General features: G+C 67.6%; 12 protein-coding genes. 5 read left to right on the top strand and 7 right to left on the bottom strand.

Annotated features, from left to right (window positions below; all coding sequences use genetic code 11):
- Positions 1–4 precede the first annotated feature (4 nt).
- The 3 genes from CRT60_RS30245 to CRT60_RS30235 all read right to left on the bottom strand — a co-directional run bounded on the left by CRT60_RS30245 (position 5) and on the right by CRT60_RS30235 (position 4,146).
- On the bottom strand, positions 5–1,561 hold the full coding sequence (locus tag CRT60_RS30245) for an MDR family MFS transporter (RefSeq protein ID WP_098740146.1): 1,557 nt from the start codon (positions 1,559–1,561) through the stop codon (positions 5–7).
- Between the two features lie 177 nt (positions 1,562–1,738).
- Positions 1,739–3,490, bottom strand: coding sequence for a signal peptide peptidase SppA (gene sppA / locus CRT60_RS30240; RefSeq protein WP_098740145.1), 1,752 nt, complete (start codon positions 3,488–3,490; stop codon positions 1,739–1,741).
- A gap of 83 nt (positions 3,491–3,573) precedes the next feature.
- Positions 3,574–4,146 (bottom strand): peroxidase-related enzyme, encoded by a 573-nt coding sequence (locus CRT60_RS30235; protein ID WP_098740144.1) that lies wholly within the window; start codon positions 4,144–4,146, stop codon positions 3,574–3,576.
- 166 nt (positions 4,147–4,312) lie between these two features.
- On the opposite strand from CRT60_RS30235, the gene CRT60_RS30230 reads away from it, so the two are divergent.
- On the top strand, positions 4,313–5,380 hold the full coding sequence (locus CRT60_RS30230) for a response regulator (protein WP_098741102.1): 1,068 nt from the start codon (positions 4,313–4,315) through the stop codon (positions 5,378–5,380).
- Positions 5,381–5,386: 6 nt separating this feature from the next.
- On the opposite strand, the gene CRT60_RS30225 is transcribed toward CRT60_RS30230, so the two are convergent.
- The 3 genes from CRT60_RS30225 to CRT60_RS30215 form a co-directional block, all read right to left on the bottom strand.
- On the bottom strand, positions 5,387–5,683 hold the full coding sequence (locus CRT60_RS30225) for a type II toxin-antitoxin system RelE/ParE family toxin (RefSeq protein WP_098740143.1): 297 nt from the start codon (positions 5,681–5,683) through the stop codon (positions 5,387–5,389).
- A gap of 9 nt (positions 5,684–5,692) precedes the next feature.
- Positions 5,693–5,989 carry a hypothetical protein gene (locus tag CRT60_RS30220; RefSeq protein ID WP_098740142.1) on the bottom strand — a complete coding sequence of 99 codons (297 nt, stop codon included), beginning with the start codon at positions 5,987–5,989 and terminating at the stop codon, positions 5,693–5,695.
- A 97-nt stretch (positions 5,990–6,086) separates the two neighbouring features.
- Positions 6,087–8,162, bottom strand: a complete 2,076-nt coding sequence (locus CRT60_RS30215) for a methyl-accepting chemotaxis protein (RefSeq protein ID WP_098740141.1) — start codon at positions 8,160–8,162, stop codon at positions 6,087–6,089.
- Between the two features lie 293 nt (positions 8,163–8,455).
- Here CRT60_RS30215 and CRT60_RS30210 point away from each other — a divergent pair, with 293 nt between their 5' ends.
- The 3 genes from CRT60_RS30210 to glpX all read left to right on the top strand — a co-directional run bounded on the left by CRT60_RS30210 (position 8,456) and on the right by glpX (position 12,130).
- Complete coding sequence (locus tag CRT60_RS30210; protein ID WP_098740140.1) at positions 8,456–9,730, top strand: LL-diaminopimelate aminotransferase; 1,275 nt, start codon at positions 8,456–8,458, stop codon at positions 9,728–9,730.
- Complete coding sequence (locus tag CRT60_RS30205; RefSeq protein WP_098740139.1) at positions 9,730–11,034, top strand: homoserine dehydrogenase; 1,305 nt, start codon at positions 9,730–9,732, stop codon at positions 11,032–11,034. Before CRT60_RS30210 ends, CRT60_RS30205 begins: the two co-directional genes overlap by 1 nt.
- A 94-nt stretch (positions 11,035–11,128) precedes the next feature.
- Positions 11,129–12,130 (top strand): class II fructose-bisphosphatase, encoded by a 1,002-nt coding sequence (glpX, locus tag CRT60_RS30200; RefSeq protein ID WP_174471837.1) that lies wholly within the window; start codon positions 11,129–11,131, stop codon positions 12,128–12,130.
- A 112-nt stretch (positions 12,131–12,242) separates the two neighbouring features.
- Here the strand turns inward: glpX and CRT60_RS30195 are convergent, their stop codons facing one another.
- Positions 12,243–14,162, bottom strand: a complete 1,920-nt coding sequence (locus tag CRT60_RS30195) for a carboxylesterase family protein (protein WP_143273420.1) — start codon at positions 14,160–14,162, stop codon at positions 12,243–12,245.
- Between the two features lie 275 nt (positions 14,163–14,437).
- On the opposite strand from CRT60_RS30195, the gene CRT60_RS30190 reads away from it, so the two are divergent.
- Positions 14,438–14,650 (top strand): DUF1127 domain-containing protein, encoded by a 213-nt coding sequence (locus tag CRT60_RS30190; RefSeq protein WP_098740136.1) that lies wholly within the window; start codon positions 14,438–14,440, stop codon positions 14,648–14,650.
- Positions 14,651–14,951 lie beyond the last annotated feature (301 nt).

Here is a 14,951-nt window from a genome sequence, read left to right as displayed (position 1 = left end):
GCGCTCAGCCTTCCGCCGCCGGTGCGGTTTCCGCCCGGCCGGGGTTGGCGGAGCGCAGCGGCAGCTCCTTCAGGAACAGCGTCATGGCGAAGGAGACAACGGCCAGCGCCGCGGCCAGCAGGAACAGGGTGGCGAAGCCATGCTCCAGCGTCGCCACCACCCCGCTGCGGGCGGCGGCGGGCAGGCCGGCGAGGGCGGCGGCGCCATGCTCCAGAACCGCGCGGCCGGACAGGCCGGCCCCCTCAAGCCGTTCGGATACCACGGCGTTGAAGACGGCGCCGAACACCGCGACGCCGACCGACCCGCCGAGCGAGCGGAAGAAGCCGACCGCGGCGGTGGCGGCCCCCAGGTCGCGATGCTCCACCGCATTCTGCACGGCGACCGTCATCACCGGCATCACCAGACCCAGCCCCATGCCCAGCGGCACCAGGATCAGCGTCGACCACAGCCCGTCGGCCGCCAGCGCCGGCAGGCTGCCCAGCAGGGCGTACATGACGCCGGACAGGGCCAGCCCGGCGAGCGGGAAGGCCTTGTAGCGCCCAGTTTTGGCGATCAGCCGTCCGCCGCCGACCGACCCGACGGTCATGCCCAGCACCAGCGGCAGGAGCAGCAGGCCCGACACCGTGGCGCTGGTCCCCTGCACCAGCTGGAGATGCAGCGGCAGATAGACGATGCCGGCGAACAGCACCATCGCCGACACGGCCACCACCGGCGTCGCCACCGCCACCACCGGGCGGCGGAACAGGTGCAGCGGCAGGATCGGCTCCTCGATCCGGCGCTCGTGCCACAGGAAGATCGCCAGCATGACGAGGCCGGCCGCCAGCAGGGCCAGCGCCGCCGGGCTGCCCCAGCCCATGGCGTCGCCGCGGGTGGCAACGACCAGCAGGCTGGTCACGGACCCGGTCAGCAGCGCCGCCCCGGCCAGATCGATGCGCGGCTTCGCCCGGCCGGCGGGCAGGCGCGACAGGGTACTGCGGGTCATGGCGAGTGCCGCGGCGCCCAGCGGCAGGTTGATCAGGAAGATCCAGTGCCAGCCGATGGTCTCGGTGAAGATGCCGCCCAGCAGCGGCCCGGCGACGCTGGCCAGCGCGAAGACGCCGCCGATCATGCCCTGGTACCGCCCGCGTTCGCGCGGGGCGACGACATCGCCGATGATGGTAAAGGCCAGCGACATCAGCCCGCCGCCGCCCAGCCCCTGCAACCCCCGGAACAGGATCAGCTGGGTCATGCTCTGCGCCGCGGCGCACAGGACGGAGCCGACCAGGAACAGCAGGATCGCCGTTTGCAGCACGCGCTTGCGGCCATAGAGGTCGGACAGCTTGCCGTAGATCGGCGTCGTCGTGGTGGAGGTCAGCAGATAGGCGGTGACCACCCAGGGCAGCATCTCCAGCCCGCCGAACTGGCTCGCCATCGTCGGCAGCGCGGTGGCGACGATGGTCTGGTCCATCGCCGCCATCAGCATCGCCAGCGCCACCCCGCTGAACACCCGCAGGATTTCCTGGTGGGTGAAGACGGGATGGGCCGGATCGGGCTCTGCGGCGCGGGTGGCGGTCTCGGTCATGGTCAGGCGTCTCGGACGTGAAGATCTTCGAACAGTGAGGTCCCCCTCTCCCCCCCGGGGAGAGGGTCGGGGTGAGGGGGATGCACGGGGAGGATTCTCGGGTAAGGGCCGCCGCGCACCCCCCTCACCCTAACCCTCTCCCCGGGGGGGAGAGGGGATTTTTCTGAATGGTCGGACTCACCGCCCGAGCGACATCGGCGGCATGCGGGCCTGCACGCCGTCGCCCTGGGTGGCGGCCAGCAGCGGGCGGAGCTGCGCCAGCAGCGGCCGCAGTTCGGCCACGGCGGCGAGCGCGCCGACCAGCTCGCCCTTGCGGGACACCAGATCGAGGATCTGGTCGGTCACCGACTTCGGCGGCGGGTAGGGGATCAGGCTCACCGGGGCATCGGGGGACAGGCCGGCGGCGGTGCGGGCCAGCGTCAGCGCCTGTTCCTGGCCGCCGAGATCGTCGACGAGGCCGAGGTCGCGGGCCTGGGCGCCGGTCCAGACGCGGCCCTTGGCGATGCCGCGCGCCTGTTCCGGCGTCATCCGCCGGGCCTCCGCCACCCGTTGCAGGAAGTTGGCGTAGGTGTCCTCGATGATGGCGTTCAGCCGCTCGGATTCGCCGCCTTCGAAGGGATGCAGCGGCGACCACATGCCGGCATTCTTGGCGCCCTGCACCCGGTCCCAATGGATGCCGAGCTTGTCGGACAGGCCGCCGATGGCGAATTTGCCGGCGACGACGCCGATGGAGCCGGTGACGGTGGCGGGGGAGGCGACGATGCGGTCGGCGGCCAGCGCGATCCAGTAGCCGCCCGACGCGGCGGTGTCGCCCATGCTGGCGATCACCGGCTTGCCGCTCTGCCGCGCCTTGACCAGGGCCCGCCGGATCGCCTCCGACGCGGAAACCGCACCGCCGCCGCTGTCGATGCGGAACAGGATGGCGCGCACATCCGGATCGTCGGCCGCTTCCTCGATGGCCTTGACGATGGTGTCCGACCCGGCGGACATCCCGCCAACCGTCGGCTTGCCGCTCTCGCCGCCGGTGATGGTGCCGACGGCGTGGATCAGGGCAATGGTCGGCCCCTCGCCGTTGGGGCTGCCGGCGACCGACAGGTAATCGGCCGGATCCAGAGTCTCCGCCCCGGCGCCGGCCCGCTTCAGCGCCTCGTCCCGCGCCTCGTCGGCATAGCCGAGCCGGTCGACGAATTTCTGGTCGAGCGCCTCCTTGCTCAGCAGTGGCGCCTTGTCCATGGCGGCGCGCACCGCGGCGGGGGCGAGGCGCCGGCTCTTGGCGATGCCGTCGACCAGCTGGTTGCCGAGGTCGCCGACCAGCGCCTCCATCATCTCGCGGTTGGCCGGGGTCATGCCGGACTTGGTGAAGGTCTCGGCGAAGCTCTTGTATTCCTCGCGCTGGGCGAAGCTCGGCTGCACGCCCAGCTGGTCGAAGGCGTCGCGGGCGAAGGGCAGCTCCGCCGACAGGCCGGTGATGCCCAGCGTGCCCAGCGGTTGCAGCCACACCTCGTCGAAGGCGCTGGCCAGCAGGTAGGAGCGGTTGCCGGCCCCGGCCCCGCCATACTCCTCGGCGAAGGCGACGGCGAAGCGGCCCGAGGCGCGGAACCGCTCGATGGCGGTCCGCAGCTCCTGGGTCTGGGCGAAGCCGATGCTGTCGTCGCCGAAGCGGGCGAGGACACCCTTCACCTTCGGGTCGCGCCGGCCGCCGTCGAGCGCGTCCAGCACCTCGCGCAGCGTGGTCTGGTGTTCGAACAGGCTGCCGAACTTGCCGTCGTCGCTCTCGGCCAGCGGCTTGGTCAGGTCGAGTTCCAGCACCACGGCGGCGGGCAGGGTGGGTTCGTGACGGACCGCCAGCACCACCACCGCCACCGCGCCGACCACCAGCAGCAGGCCGATGAGCGCGAACAGACGGACGAAGAAACGGACGATCGCCATGATACCTACCCTGTGTGGCCTTGGAGACTGCCGATAAGGCTGCCGGTTGCGATGCCGGTGAAAGACCGGGACTTATCCGGCCCTCAGCGATCCTGGCTGTGGTACTCGCGGTTCGGGATCATGTCCACCGCGGTCGCCAAGCGGTTGGACATGTTGTAGAAGCCGACCGTGTCGGCAATGTCGAAGATGTCCTCGGCGCTGAATCCGGCGGCGCGCAGCGCCTCGCGGTCGGGCTCGCCCACCGACATCGGTTCCTTGGTCAGCTTCCAGGCGAAGTCGAGCATGGCGCGCTGGCGCGGCTCCAGCGGGGCGACGCGGTAGTTGGCGACCAGCATCTCGCCCAGTTCCGGATCGCCGGACAGCTTGCGCACCGCCTGCCCGTGGGCGACCAGGCAGTAATAGCAATGGTTGGCGGAGGAGACGACCACCGCGATCATCTCGCGCTCGAGCTTGCTGAGGCCGCTCTCGCCCAGCATCAGCTCGTTGTAGATCATCGCGAAGTTGCGCAGCTTCTTCGGCCGCAGGCTGTAGGCCTGGAGCACGTTCGGCACGAAGCCCAGCTTTTCCACGCACTTGTCGAACAGGGCCTGCATGTCGGGGTCGAGGTCCGGCTTTTCCGGCAGGGGCAGGGCCATGACGTGATCGGGTTGCGGCATCGGGCGAGTCCTCTCCTTTGATTGCTGGGCCTTTTCGGCCGGGGGAGGGTAACCGCCACCGCGCGGTTTGTCTTCCGTTCCGCTTGCCGCTCGCCAATCGGGTCCGGTTGTGCCAGAAGTGGAAACTGAATGCGGGCATATGTCCCGGTTGGCGAAGCAGAAGGCGATGACCCAGCCGAAGCTCGATCTTCTTTCGGTCCTGGTGGTGGAGGACAGCAGCTTCATCCGCACGGTCCTGACGGCGACTCTGCGGACCATCGGCATCGGCCGGGTGGAGGGGGTGGCGAGCGGCGCCGACGCCATCCGCTGGCTGGAGGAGCGCCGCGCGGCCCTGCCGCCGGGCACCGCCCCGGTCGACCTGATCCTGTCCGATCTGGTGATGCCCGAGGTGAACGGGCTGATGCTGCTGCGCTGGATCCGCTACAGCCCGAAGAGCCCGGACAAGTTCCTGCCGGTGCTGATGCTGTCGGGGGCTGCCGACCGGCATTATGTGGAGCAGGCGCGCGATCTCGGCGCGACCGACTTCATCGCCAAGCCCTTTTCCGCCCAGACCATCGCCAGCCGGCTGCTGTTCGCCATCGCCCGGCCGCGCCGCTTCGTGCTGGCCAAGGGCTATTTCGGCCCCGACCGCCGCCGCGCCGACAAGCCGGTGGCGATGGATTGCCGGATGACCGCGCCGTCGGAGATCCTGATGGTGCACAGCGCGTCGAAGGCGCGCGGCATCGACCGCTTCCCCGTCATCTATTTCGACCTGCCCAACCGGCTGGGCGCCAAGGCCGGCCTCGCCCCGCGCGATCCGGTGCCAACCCTGCCGCCCGAGATCCTGGCCGCCGCGGAGGAAGAGATTCTGAACCGTGCCGGCGACTATGCCGTCTGGATCGGCGCGGAGGTGGACGAGATGGGCCGGCGTGTCGAGCGCCTGCCGCGCGAGCCCGACGCGGTGGCCGGCCTGCTGGCCCAGGTCAACCGCTCGGCCCACGAGATGCGCGGGCAGGGCGGCATCTTCGGCTATCCGCTGATCACCCACATCGCCAAGTCGCTCTATGAGGCGACCCGCAGCGGCCTGACCACGGTGACCGCCAACGAGCATCTGCTGTTCAAGGCCCATGTCGACGCGATCAGGGCGGTGATGACCGGCCGCGTCAGCGGCGACGGCGGGGCGACCGGCCAGCAGCTTCTGGCATCGCTGGAGGTGGCGAAGCGGAAATACGCGAAGGCGACCGGGGTGGGGTGAAGGAGGCTATTCCCTCATCACCTGCGGCAGGTCGCGCGCACCGTGGACGATGCGGATCACGATGATTCGGTCCGCTTCCCCCGCTCTGTATATGATCAGGTAGGGTGAAACGGACAGGCTGCGCAAGCCAACGCCTAACTCTGGACGGTTTCGTCCGATTGCGGGCAGCGACGCGATTTTTCTGCAATGATCCCGGATATCCAAGACCATGCGGATGGCTGCCAGCGGATTGTCCTGGGCAATGTAGTCGCCGATGCTCTCAAGATCGGCTTCCGCGGCGGCGGTAAAATCCAGCCGTGCCATTGTTGTCGATCAACCCTGTCCGGGCTCTCCCGCCTTGGCATATTTGGCGATCAGACGCTCGAACAGCATTTCGCCGTCCGTCGTCCGCCCTGCATCCGCATCTTCCAGCCCGACAGCGACGTCGTCCTTCAACGACTGCCGGCGTTCCTCTTCGCTCTCATCGACCGGTTCGATGGTCACCCGGAAGCGGGTTCCGGCAGGCGGGCGGGCGGGGAGAGCGGCCGTGATCGCTCGCGGCAGTTCCTCCGCCGGAATTGTCGCCGTCACTTTGGAGGGGCGTGCCGGCGAGGTGGGCGAAACGGGCATCGCGGGGCTCTCGAGGAGAGAAAACGATTCGTTGCCAGGATACATGCCCCAGCCTTGGGTGGAAAGCGGCGACCGCCACACCGCCTCCCCGTCTCCCTCACGCCGCCCGGATCTTCCCGATGAAGTCGGCGACGTCGCTGCGCAGCCCGTCCGCGTTGCGCTTCAGCGCGTCGGCCATCAACAGCACCTCCTTCGCCATGGCGCCGGCCCGGCTGGCCTCGGTGCCGACGAGGGAGGCGTTGTGCGACACCTGATCGGTGCCGTCGGCGGCCTGGCGCACGTTGCGGCCGATTTCCGCGGTGGCGGCGTTCTGCTCCTCCACCGCGGCGGCGACCGCGGAGATGTTTTCCTCGATGTGGGTGACGATGCCGCCGATGTCGTCGATAGCGCTGACGGTGTGCCCGGTCGCCGCCTGGATTTCGGCCACCTTGGCGGTGATGTCCTCGGTCGCCTTCGCCGTCTGGCTGGCGAGGTTCTTCACCTCCTGCGCCACCACCGCGAAGCCCTTGCCGGCCTCGCCCGCGCGGGCGGCCTCGATGGTGGCGTTGAGGGCGAGAAGGTTGGTCTGGCTGGCGATGTCGGTGATCATCCGCACGATCTCGCCCACCTGCTGGGCAGCGCCGCTGAGATCGGCGATGACGTCGGCGGTGCGCCGGACGTCGCCGACCGCCCGCTCCGCCATCTCGGTCGAGCCCGCCATCTGGCGTCCGATCTCGGCGATGGAGGCGGTCAACTGCTCCGCCGCCGCGGCGACGGCCTGGACATTGTCGGATGCCCCTTCGGACGCGCGGGCGACGGAGAGGACATGGACCTCGGTTTCCGAGGCGATGTGGCTCATCTGCTGGGCATTGCCGCGCAGGCCGGTGGCCGCCCCCGCCAGCTGTTCGGCGACCTTTTCGATGTGGCGGTCGAACGCATCGACCAGCTGTTCCAGCCGCTCGGCCTCGCGCAGCCGGTCCTCCTGGTGCTGCCGCTGCTCCGCGGCGAGCCGGTCGGCCTCGGCGAGGCTGAGACGGAACTGGTCGAGGCTGCGCGCCATGGCGCCCAGCTCGTCGGCGCGTTCGGCGCCATGAATGGACAGGTCACGTTCGCCGGTCTCCAGGCGCCTCATGTCGCCGTTCAGGCGGGCGATGGGCCGGGTGATGTTGCGGGCGACCAGATAGGCGATGAGTGACATCACCACCAGAAGGGTGGCGAGGCCGGCCGCCACTCCGGTCAGCCGTGTCATCGACTCCTGAGCGTCGTGGTTGGCGAGCGCGATCAGGTCGTCCGCCACATGGGTCTCGACGCTGCGCAGCATGTCGATGACGACGGTGATGGTGTCGAACCATTTGCCGGCATCGATACCCTGATTGTCGGACGCACCATAGGCGGAGGCGATGCCGATGCGCCGCATCCGCTCCACCTCGGCGATGGCCGGGCCGGAGAAGGTCCGGTCGTAGAAAGCCGCCTCATCCGCGGTCAGCTTCGCCTTCACACCCGCCATAAGCGACTTGTACTCGCCGGACAGCTCGATGAAGCGCTCATGCGCGTCGGCGGGGAAGCGGTCCTTGCGGAAGGAGGCGCCGCCGACGGCGCGCTGCTGGCCCAACCGCTCCTTCGCTTCCGACAGGACGACCATGGCGTCGGCGGCGCGCAGCTGGTCGGCGTCCTCGGACAGGATGCGGGCCTGCCCGGCGGCGTCCAGCAGCTTGCGGATCATGCCGGTATAGCTCTTCACCACCTCCAGCGACGACTGCGACAGGCCGTCGGCGCCGGACCGCAGACCGGACAGCTGCGACAGTGCGTCGCGGGCGCCCGTCATCGCCTGGGCCACCTGGGGATCGCGGAAGTGGACGTCGGCGAACTGCCGGGTCAGTTCCGCCAGTTTTGTGTCCGACGCGGTGCGCACGCCATCCATGCGCCGGCGATCGTCGTCGCGCTTGCTGCTGAGAAAGACGGAGGAGGAACCGCGTTCCTTCTGAAGCTCGTGCACGAGGCTGGTCATGCCCACCGACAGCCGGGTGACCGAGGCGAGATCGGACGCCCGGCGGGTGCCTTCGACCTGTTCCCACACCAGCAGCGACGACAGCACGACCACGCCCGCCATCGGGACCGACAGGGCCAGCGCCATCTTGCGCGTGAAGCGCATGTCGCCGAGCAGCCGATCCGCAATCTTCAAAAGCGAAACCATCTTACGACTCCAACATCCTTGACCGTTGCGGCATGGCGACGAAAGTTCCAAGCCTAAGGTATGAAAGCTAATGGGTTATAGCACAGTTAGGTTTAACCACGACGTTGGTAGGGAGATTGTTAAGTCACTCCATCAACCGGCGCTCACGGCGCCGTCGCGGCCAAAGCGCCGTATCCGACGGCGGGGGCGCGAAATTTGCCTCGCTTCCGTCGCGTCAGGGCGGTAGAACGTCAGTCCCGGTCCGCAGGTCTCTTGGGTTCGTGGCGTGACCGGAGCGGTCTTCCGGAGCGTCCATGTCCAACACCGAATTCCATCGCATCAAGCGCCTGCCGCCCTACGTCTTCGCCGAAGTGAACGCGATGAAGGCGCGAGCTAGGGCCAACGGCGCCGACATCGTCGACCTCGGCATGGGCAACCCCGACCAGGCGACCCCCCAGCACATCGTCGACAAGCTGGTCGAGGCCGTGCGCGATCCGAAGACGCACCGCTACTCGAATTCCCGCGGCATCCCCGGCCTGCGCAAGGCCCATGCCGCCTATTACAAGCGCCGCTTCAACGTCGACGTCGATCCCGAGACCGAGTGCATCGTCACCATCGGCTCGAAGGAAGGTCTGGCGAACCTCGCCCAGGCGATCACCAGCCCCGGCGACATCATCCTGGTGCCGAATCCCTCGTACCCGATCCACCCGTTCGGCTTCATCCTGGCCGGCGCCTCGGTGCGCCACCTGCCGGTGGGCATGGAGAACGGGGCGTCGACCGACATCGACAGCTTCATGATCATGCTGGAGCGCGCCGTGCGCCACAGCGTGCCGAAGCCGCTGGCGCTGGTGCTGAACTACCCGTCGAACCCGACGGCCGAGGTGGTCGGGCTGGACTTCTACCGCCCGATCGTCGAGTTCTGCCGCAAGCACGGCATCTACATCCTGTCCGATCTGGCCTATGCCGAGATCTTCTTCGACAACGACCCGCCGCCGTCGATCCTCGAGATCCCGGAAGCGCGCGAGATCGCCGTCGAGTTCACCTCGATGTCGAAGACCTATTCGATGGCCGGCTGGCGCATCGGCTTCGCCACCGGCAACAAGACGCTGATCACGGCGCTGGCCCGCATCAAGTCGTACCTCGACTATGGCGCCTTCACGCCGATCCAGGTCGCCGCCGCCGCCGCGCTGAACGGTCCGCAGGACTGCGTGCAGCAGGTGCGCGACATGTACAAGCAGCGCCGCGACGTGATGATCGAGGGTCTGGCCGCCGCCGGCTGGGAGGTCCCCAGCCCGAAGGCGTCGATGTTCGCCTGGGCGCCGATCCCGCCGCAGTTCGCCCATCTGGGCTCGCTGGAATTCTCCAAGCTGCTGCTCCAGCAGGCGGAGGTCGCGGTGGCGCCCGGCATCGGCTTCGGCGAATACGGCGACGGCCATGTCCGTCTGGCGATGGTGGAGAATGTTCACCGCATCCGCCAGGCGACCCGCAACATCAAGGAGTTCTTCCGCTCCAACGCCGGCGGCGTTGCGGCGAGCAAGGACCCGGTGGCCCGCGCCGCCCTTCTGGAATCCGAGAAAGCGAAAGCCTGATGCCGAACGCCCAGCAAGCCCCCCTGAAAATCGCCGTCGCCGGCCTTGGTACGGTCGGTGCCGGCGTCCTGAAGCTGCTGGAAACGCAAGGCTCGCTGATCGAACAGCGCTGCGGCCGCCGGATCGAGGTGGTCGCGGTCAGCGCGCGCTCGAAGGGCAAGGACCGCGGCGTCGATCTGTCGCGCGTCCAGTGGTTCGACGATCCCGTCGCGATGGCCGCCGAGGCCGGCGCCGATCTGGTGGTGGAGCTGATCGGCGGGTCGGAAGGCCTGGCGCGCGACACCGTCGCCACGGCGCTGGAGACCGGCAAGCATGTGGTCACCGCCAACAAGGCGCTGCTGGCCGTCCACGGCACCGAGATCGCCCAGAAGGCCGAATCGCGTGGCCTGACCGTCGCCTTCGAGGCGGCGGTCGCCGGCGGCATCCCGATCATCAAGGGGCTGCGCGAGGGGCTGGCCGGCAATGCCGTGTCGGAAATCCACGGCATCCTGAACGGCACCTGCAACTACATCCTGACGGAGATGCGGACCACCGGCCGCGACTTCGCCGACGTGCTGGCCGATGCCCAGGCTCTGGGATATGCCGAGGCCGACCCCAGCTTCGACATCGACGGCATCGATGCCGCGCACAAGCTGGCGATCCTGGCGTCGGTCGCCTTCGGCACGCCGGTCGATTTCTCCGCGGTCTATGTCGAGGGCATCCGGCAGGTGTCGGCGGTCGATTTCGACTATGCCGACCAGTTGGGCTTCCGCATCAAGCTGCTGGGCATCGCCCGTCGCACCGAGGCCGGTGTCGAGCAGCGCGTCCATCCCTGCATGGTGCCGGTGGCCGCCCCCATCGCGTCGGTGGACGGTGTGTTCAACGCCGTGGTGGCGCAGGCCGACTTCGCCGACCGGGTGCTGTTCGTCGGCCGCGGTGCCGGCGCCGGCCCGACCGCGTCGGCGGTGGTCGCCGATCTGATCGACATCGCGCGCGGGCGGTCTACGCCCACCTTCGGCGTTCCGGCCGACCGGCTGGGGGCGGCAACCCCCTCGCCGATGGAAGCGCGCCGCGGGTCGTACTACGTCCGCCTGATGGTCGTGGACCGTCCCGGTGTGATAGCGGATATCGCAGCGGCGATGCGCGACCAGAACGTCTCCATGGAGCAGTTCCTGCAACGCGGCCGCTCGCCGGGCGAAGGCGTTCCGGTGGTCCTGACCACCCATGACACCGACGAGGCGGCCATGCAGCGCGCGCTTGCGACCATCGCGGCCAGCGACAGCGTGCTGGAGCCGCCGCGGATGATCCGGATCGAGCAGTTCTGACCAGGGTAGTTCTGATCGGCAGTTCTGACCGGGACCGTTTCCCACCATAACCAAACACAGCCTTTTACGACCGAAGAGTCGGGGGGAGCACACGATGTCTACGCCGTCTACGCATGTCGACCTGTCCCACATGGACCGCAACCTCGCGCTGGAGGCCGTCCGCGTGACCGAGGCCGCCGCCCTGTCGGCCTCGCTGCTGATGGGCCGCGGCGACGAGAAGCTGGCCGACCAGGCCGCCGTCGATGCCATGCGCCAGGCGCTCAACACGCTCTACATCGACGGCACCGTCGTGATCGGCGAGGGTGAGCGCGACGAGGCCCCGATGCTCTACATCGGCGAGAAGGTCGGCGCCGGCATCGGCTCCGGCCCGAAGGTCGACATCGCGCTCGACCCGCTGGAAGGCACCACCATCTGCGCCACCGGCGGCCCGAACTCGCTGGCCGTGATCGCCATGGCGGAGGAGGGCGGCTTCCTGAACGCCCCCGACGTCTACATGGACAAGATCGCCGTCGGCGCCGGCCTGCCGGACAATGTCGTCGATCTGGACGAGACCCCGGCCAACAACCTGAAGGCGCTGGCCGCCGCCAAGGGCACCGAGGTGCAGGAACTGCTGGTCTGCATCCTGAACCGTCCGCGCCATGCCGAGCTGATCGCCCGCGTCCGTGAAGCCGGCGCCCGCATCATGCTGATCAACGACGGCGACGTGTCGGGCGTCATCGCCACCAGCCAGGCCGGCACCGGCGTCGACATGTATGTCGGCTCCGGCGGTGCGCCGGAAGGCGTGCTGGCCGCCGCGGCGCTGCGCTGCATCGGTGGGCAGTTCCAGGGCCGTCTGCTGTTCCGGAACGACGACGAGAAGGCCCGCGCCGCCAAGTGGGGCGTCACCGACCTCGACAAGAAGTACAGCCTGCACGAGCTGGCGCGCGGCAACGTCATGTTCGCCGCCACCGGCGTCACCGACGGCGCCATGCTGAAGGGTGTCCGCCGCGTTCCGGGCGGTGCCTACACCCACTCGGTCATCATGCGCTCCAAGTCGGGCACGGTCCGCTACATCGAGGCACACCACAACCTGTCGCGCAAGGTCAGCGTGAAGTAAGCGGTTTGCCGCCGGTCCCGCGCGGGGCCGGATGATATGGACAGGGGCGCGCGGGATTGTCTCCCGCGCGCCCTTCTCTTTGACGCTTCTCTATATGGTTACGGCTTGATGGTTACGGCTTGCTGCTGGCGGTCGTCTGTGCTGCCGCCGGATAAACGCCCAGCTTGTTCCACAGAGCCGAGCAGTGGCTCGCTTTGTCCATGTCGGAGATCGGCATGGTCGTTGCCGATGCCCGGCTATCGAAGACGTTGAGCACGCCGCTTGTGGTGTAGGCGGTCAGGCCGGCCGGGGCCGCCGGGTTCTTGGCGAAGCTGGCCCAGGTGGAGGTCATCGTGCCCGCCAGGGTAACGTCCGCCTGGGGCGGCGTGGTGACCAGCAAGCCCAGCGTGCTGAACACATAGGGCAGCTCGTTGGCGTGGCAGACATTGCCGTTGCTGGGTGCGCAGGCCGGAACCGGTTCACCCGACGCCGACTTGTAGAGGTCGTAGATCGGCTGCTGTCCGAACAGGTAGCCGTAGATCGCCGCGCTGCCCTTGACGTTGGCGATCTGGTTGTAAGCCTGTCCGGCCGTCCACAGGTTGGCACAGTGGAAGGCGAAGTCGTCGATCAGCAAATTTGTCGTCTGCGCGGTGCCGTTGGTGACCTTGTCCAGGCCGTAATAGGTCGGCGGGTTGGCGGCCGGTGCCACGTAGGGCTTCTGCTTGGAATCTTTCGGATAGTCGGCGATCTTCGCCCGCGCGGTGGTGTCGGGAATCGCCTTCGCCAGGATCTTGTTGTATTCCGCCGGCAGATACGGGCCGGGGATGCCGGCCGCGATCATTGCGGCGAAGATGGCGCCTTCATTGGCATTGACGCCGAACATGAACGGCTTTTGCGGCATGTTGGCGGCGAAGCCGGCGATTGGCTGGGCGATGACGTCGCTGCCGTCGATGGTTGGCGCCCAGGGCAGCGAGTCCGCCAGCGCGCCGCCTGCCGGAGCAGGGCCGCCGCCATTGTTGATCCCCAGATTGAGGAAGTCGGCCTGCGCCTTCTGGATGGTTTCGGATGACAGGCTCTGCAACCACTCCATGTTGCCCGGACAGCTCAGCAGATGGAGCGTCTTGGTGCACAGCCAGTGGATGAAGTTGGTGCCCTGGCGCTGGGTGTCCGCCAGGGGACGATACAGCGACCCGATCGGGTTGCTTTCCATGATCGCCGCCTGGAACAGCGGGGCGCTGGCGGGGGAGGCGAAGAGATGCAGCCCGGTGGACATCGCGCCGGCGCTCTCACCGAACAGCGTGACCTGGGTCGGGTCGCCGCCGAACCGGGCGATGTTGGCCTGCACCCAGCGCAGGGCGTTGCGCTGGTCGTCGAGGCCGAAATTGCCGTTGATGTCGACGGTCGGCGCATTCTTCTGGCTGGTCGCCGGCACCTGCGCCGCCATGAAGCCCAGCGCGCCCAGCCGGTAGTTCAAGGTGACCACGATGACGCCGTTCTGTGCCAGCGCCGAGCCATTATAGATTGGCGAACCGCCCGAACCGAGGACGAAGGCGCCGCCGTGGATGAAGACCATCACCGGCAGCTTGGCCGCAGGGTTGTTCAGCGAGGCCGCAGGCGCCCAGACATTCAGATACAGGCAGTCCTCACCGGTCGCCGGCGGCTGATTGTTCCAGGCCGGCAGCTTCTGGATGCATTGGTTCTGCACGTTCACCGCCTGCATGGCGGGCGCGGGCGGCCAGTTTGCCGGCGCGCTGGGCATCCAGCGGTTCGGCGGCACCGGTTGGTTCGCCACATAGGGAATGCCGAGATAGGAGGCGACGCCCCCCGTCCCCTGGCTGCCGCAGAGGGCCGCGGTCGATTTCGTGCTGTCGGTCCAGACCGTCGTCGGGTCGGACGACGTGCAGGCGGGTGCGGCCGGCGGTTGGGGATTGGGCGTTGCCGGCTTGGGCGAGGCCGCCCAGGCCGATCCCGCAACCGAGGTTGCCAGGAGGGGAAGGGCAAGCATGCCGGCGATAAATACACTCACAGGTTTCTTATTGCGAATAACCGACATTTTGATATTCCTTTAAAGTAGAAATAACTTTCACATAATATCCTTAAATTCTGAAAACTTCCATCGGGCTGGAAGTTTACGAGAAAAGAGTTCCGCGGTTCGCCGGAGGTAGCGCCTGATCGAGGCGTGGCGAAGCGTGCGGTCCGCAGGCATTTCCAGCCCATCGAATCCGCGCAGGTCTGCCGCCGCAGTACCGCAGAGGGTTGTCCGTTGATTTCGCGGATGCGAGAGGCAAAATAGGGCCATGTAATCAGCGCCAAGCGCAGGAGATCAACATGGCCTACTCTTCGATGCAGTCTTCGTCCGGTGAATTGTTTGCGGCCGGAACAAAGGAAATCACCCTCTTCCAGCGTGTCGTTCATTGGTTCCACGAACGGATTGAACTTTACCGTGCTGAAAGTGAGCTGAACCACATGTCCGACGCCGAACTGTCCGATATCGGACTGACCCGCGGCGAAATCCATATGGCCGTCCGCCGCAGCGTCTGAGGCGGCGTCCGACGCGGTCTCGATTGTCGGAAAGAGCGGATATCGAAAGGTTTGCCCCCAGCGTCTGGCGCGAGGCGGCCAATCGAGTCCCGAATGCGGAAAGCCCCGGAAAATGCCGGGGCTTTCGCATATGAACCAGCATTAACCTTTTCTTCATGGACCCTGCCCATGCGACGCATATGCCTGGGAAGGGTTGCGCGCTGCAGCATGATTATGGTTAATGCATTTTAACATTACCCCCGGTTCTGTTCGAAAATGGAAACGGGGCGCCTTCGGGAACCCCATCATCCTCCGTTGAGAG

Origin of the sequence: Azospirillum palustre (assembly GCF_002573965.1) — a bacterium.
GTDB classification, from domain to species: domain Bacteria; phylum Pseudomonadota; class Alphaproteobacteria; order Azospirillales; family Azospirillaceae; genus Azospirillum; species Azospirillum palustre.
Note: the sequence above shows the minus strand (reverse complement) of the source record. Positions and strands in the feature narration are given on the sequence as shown.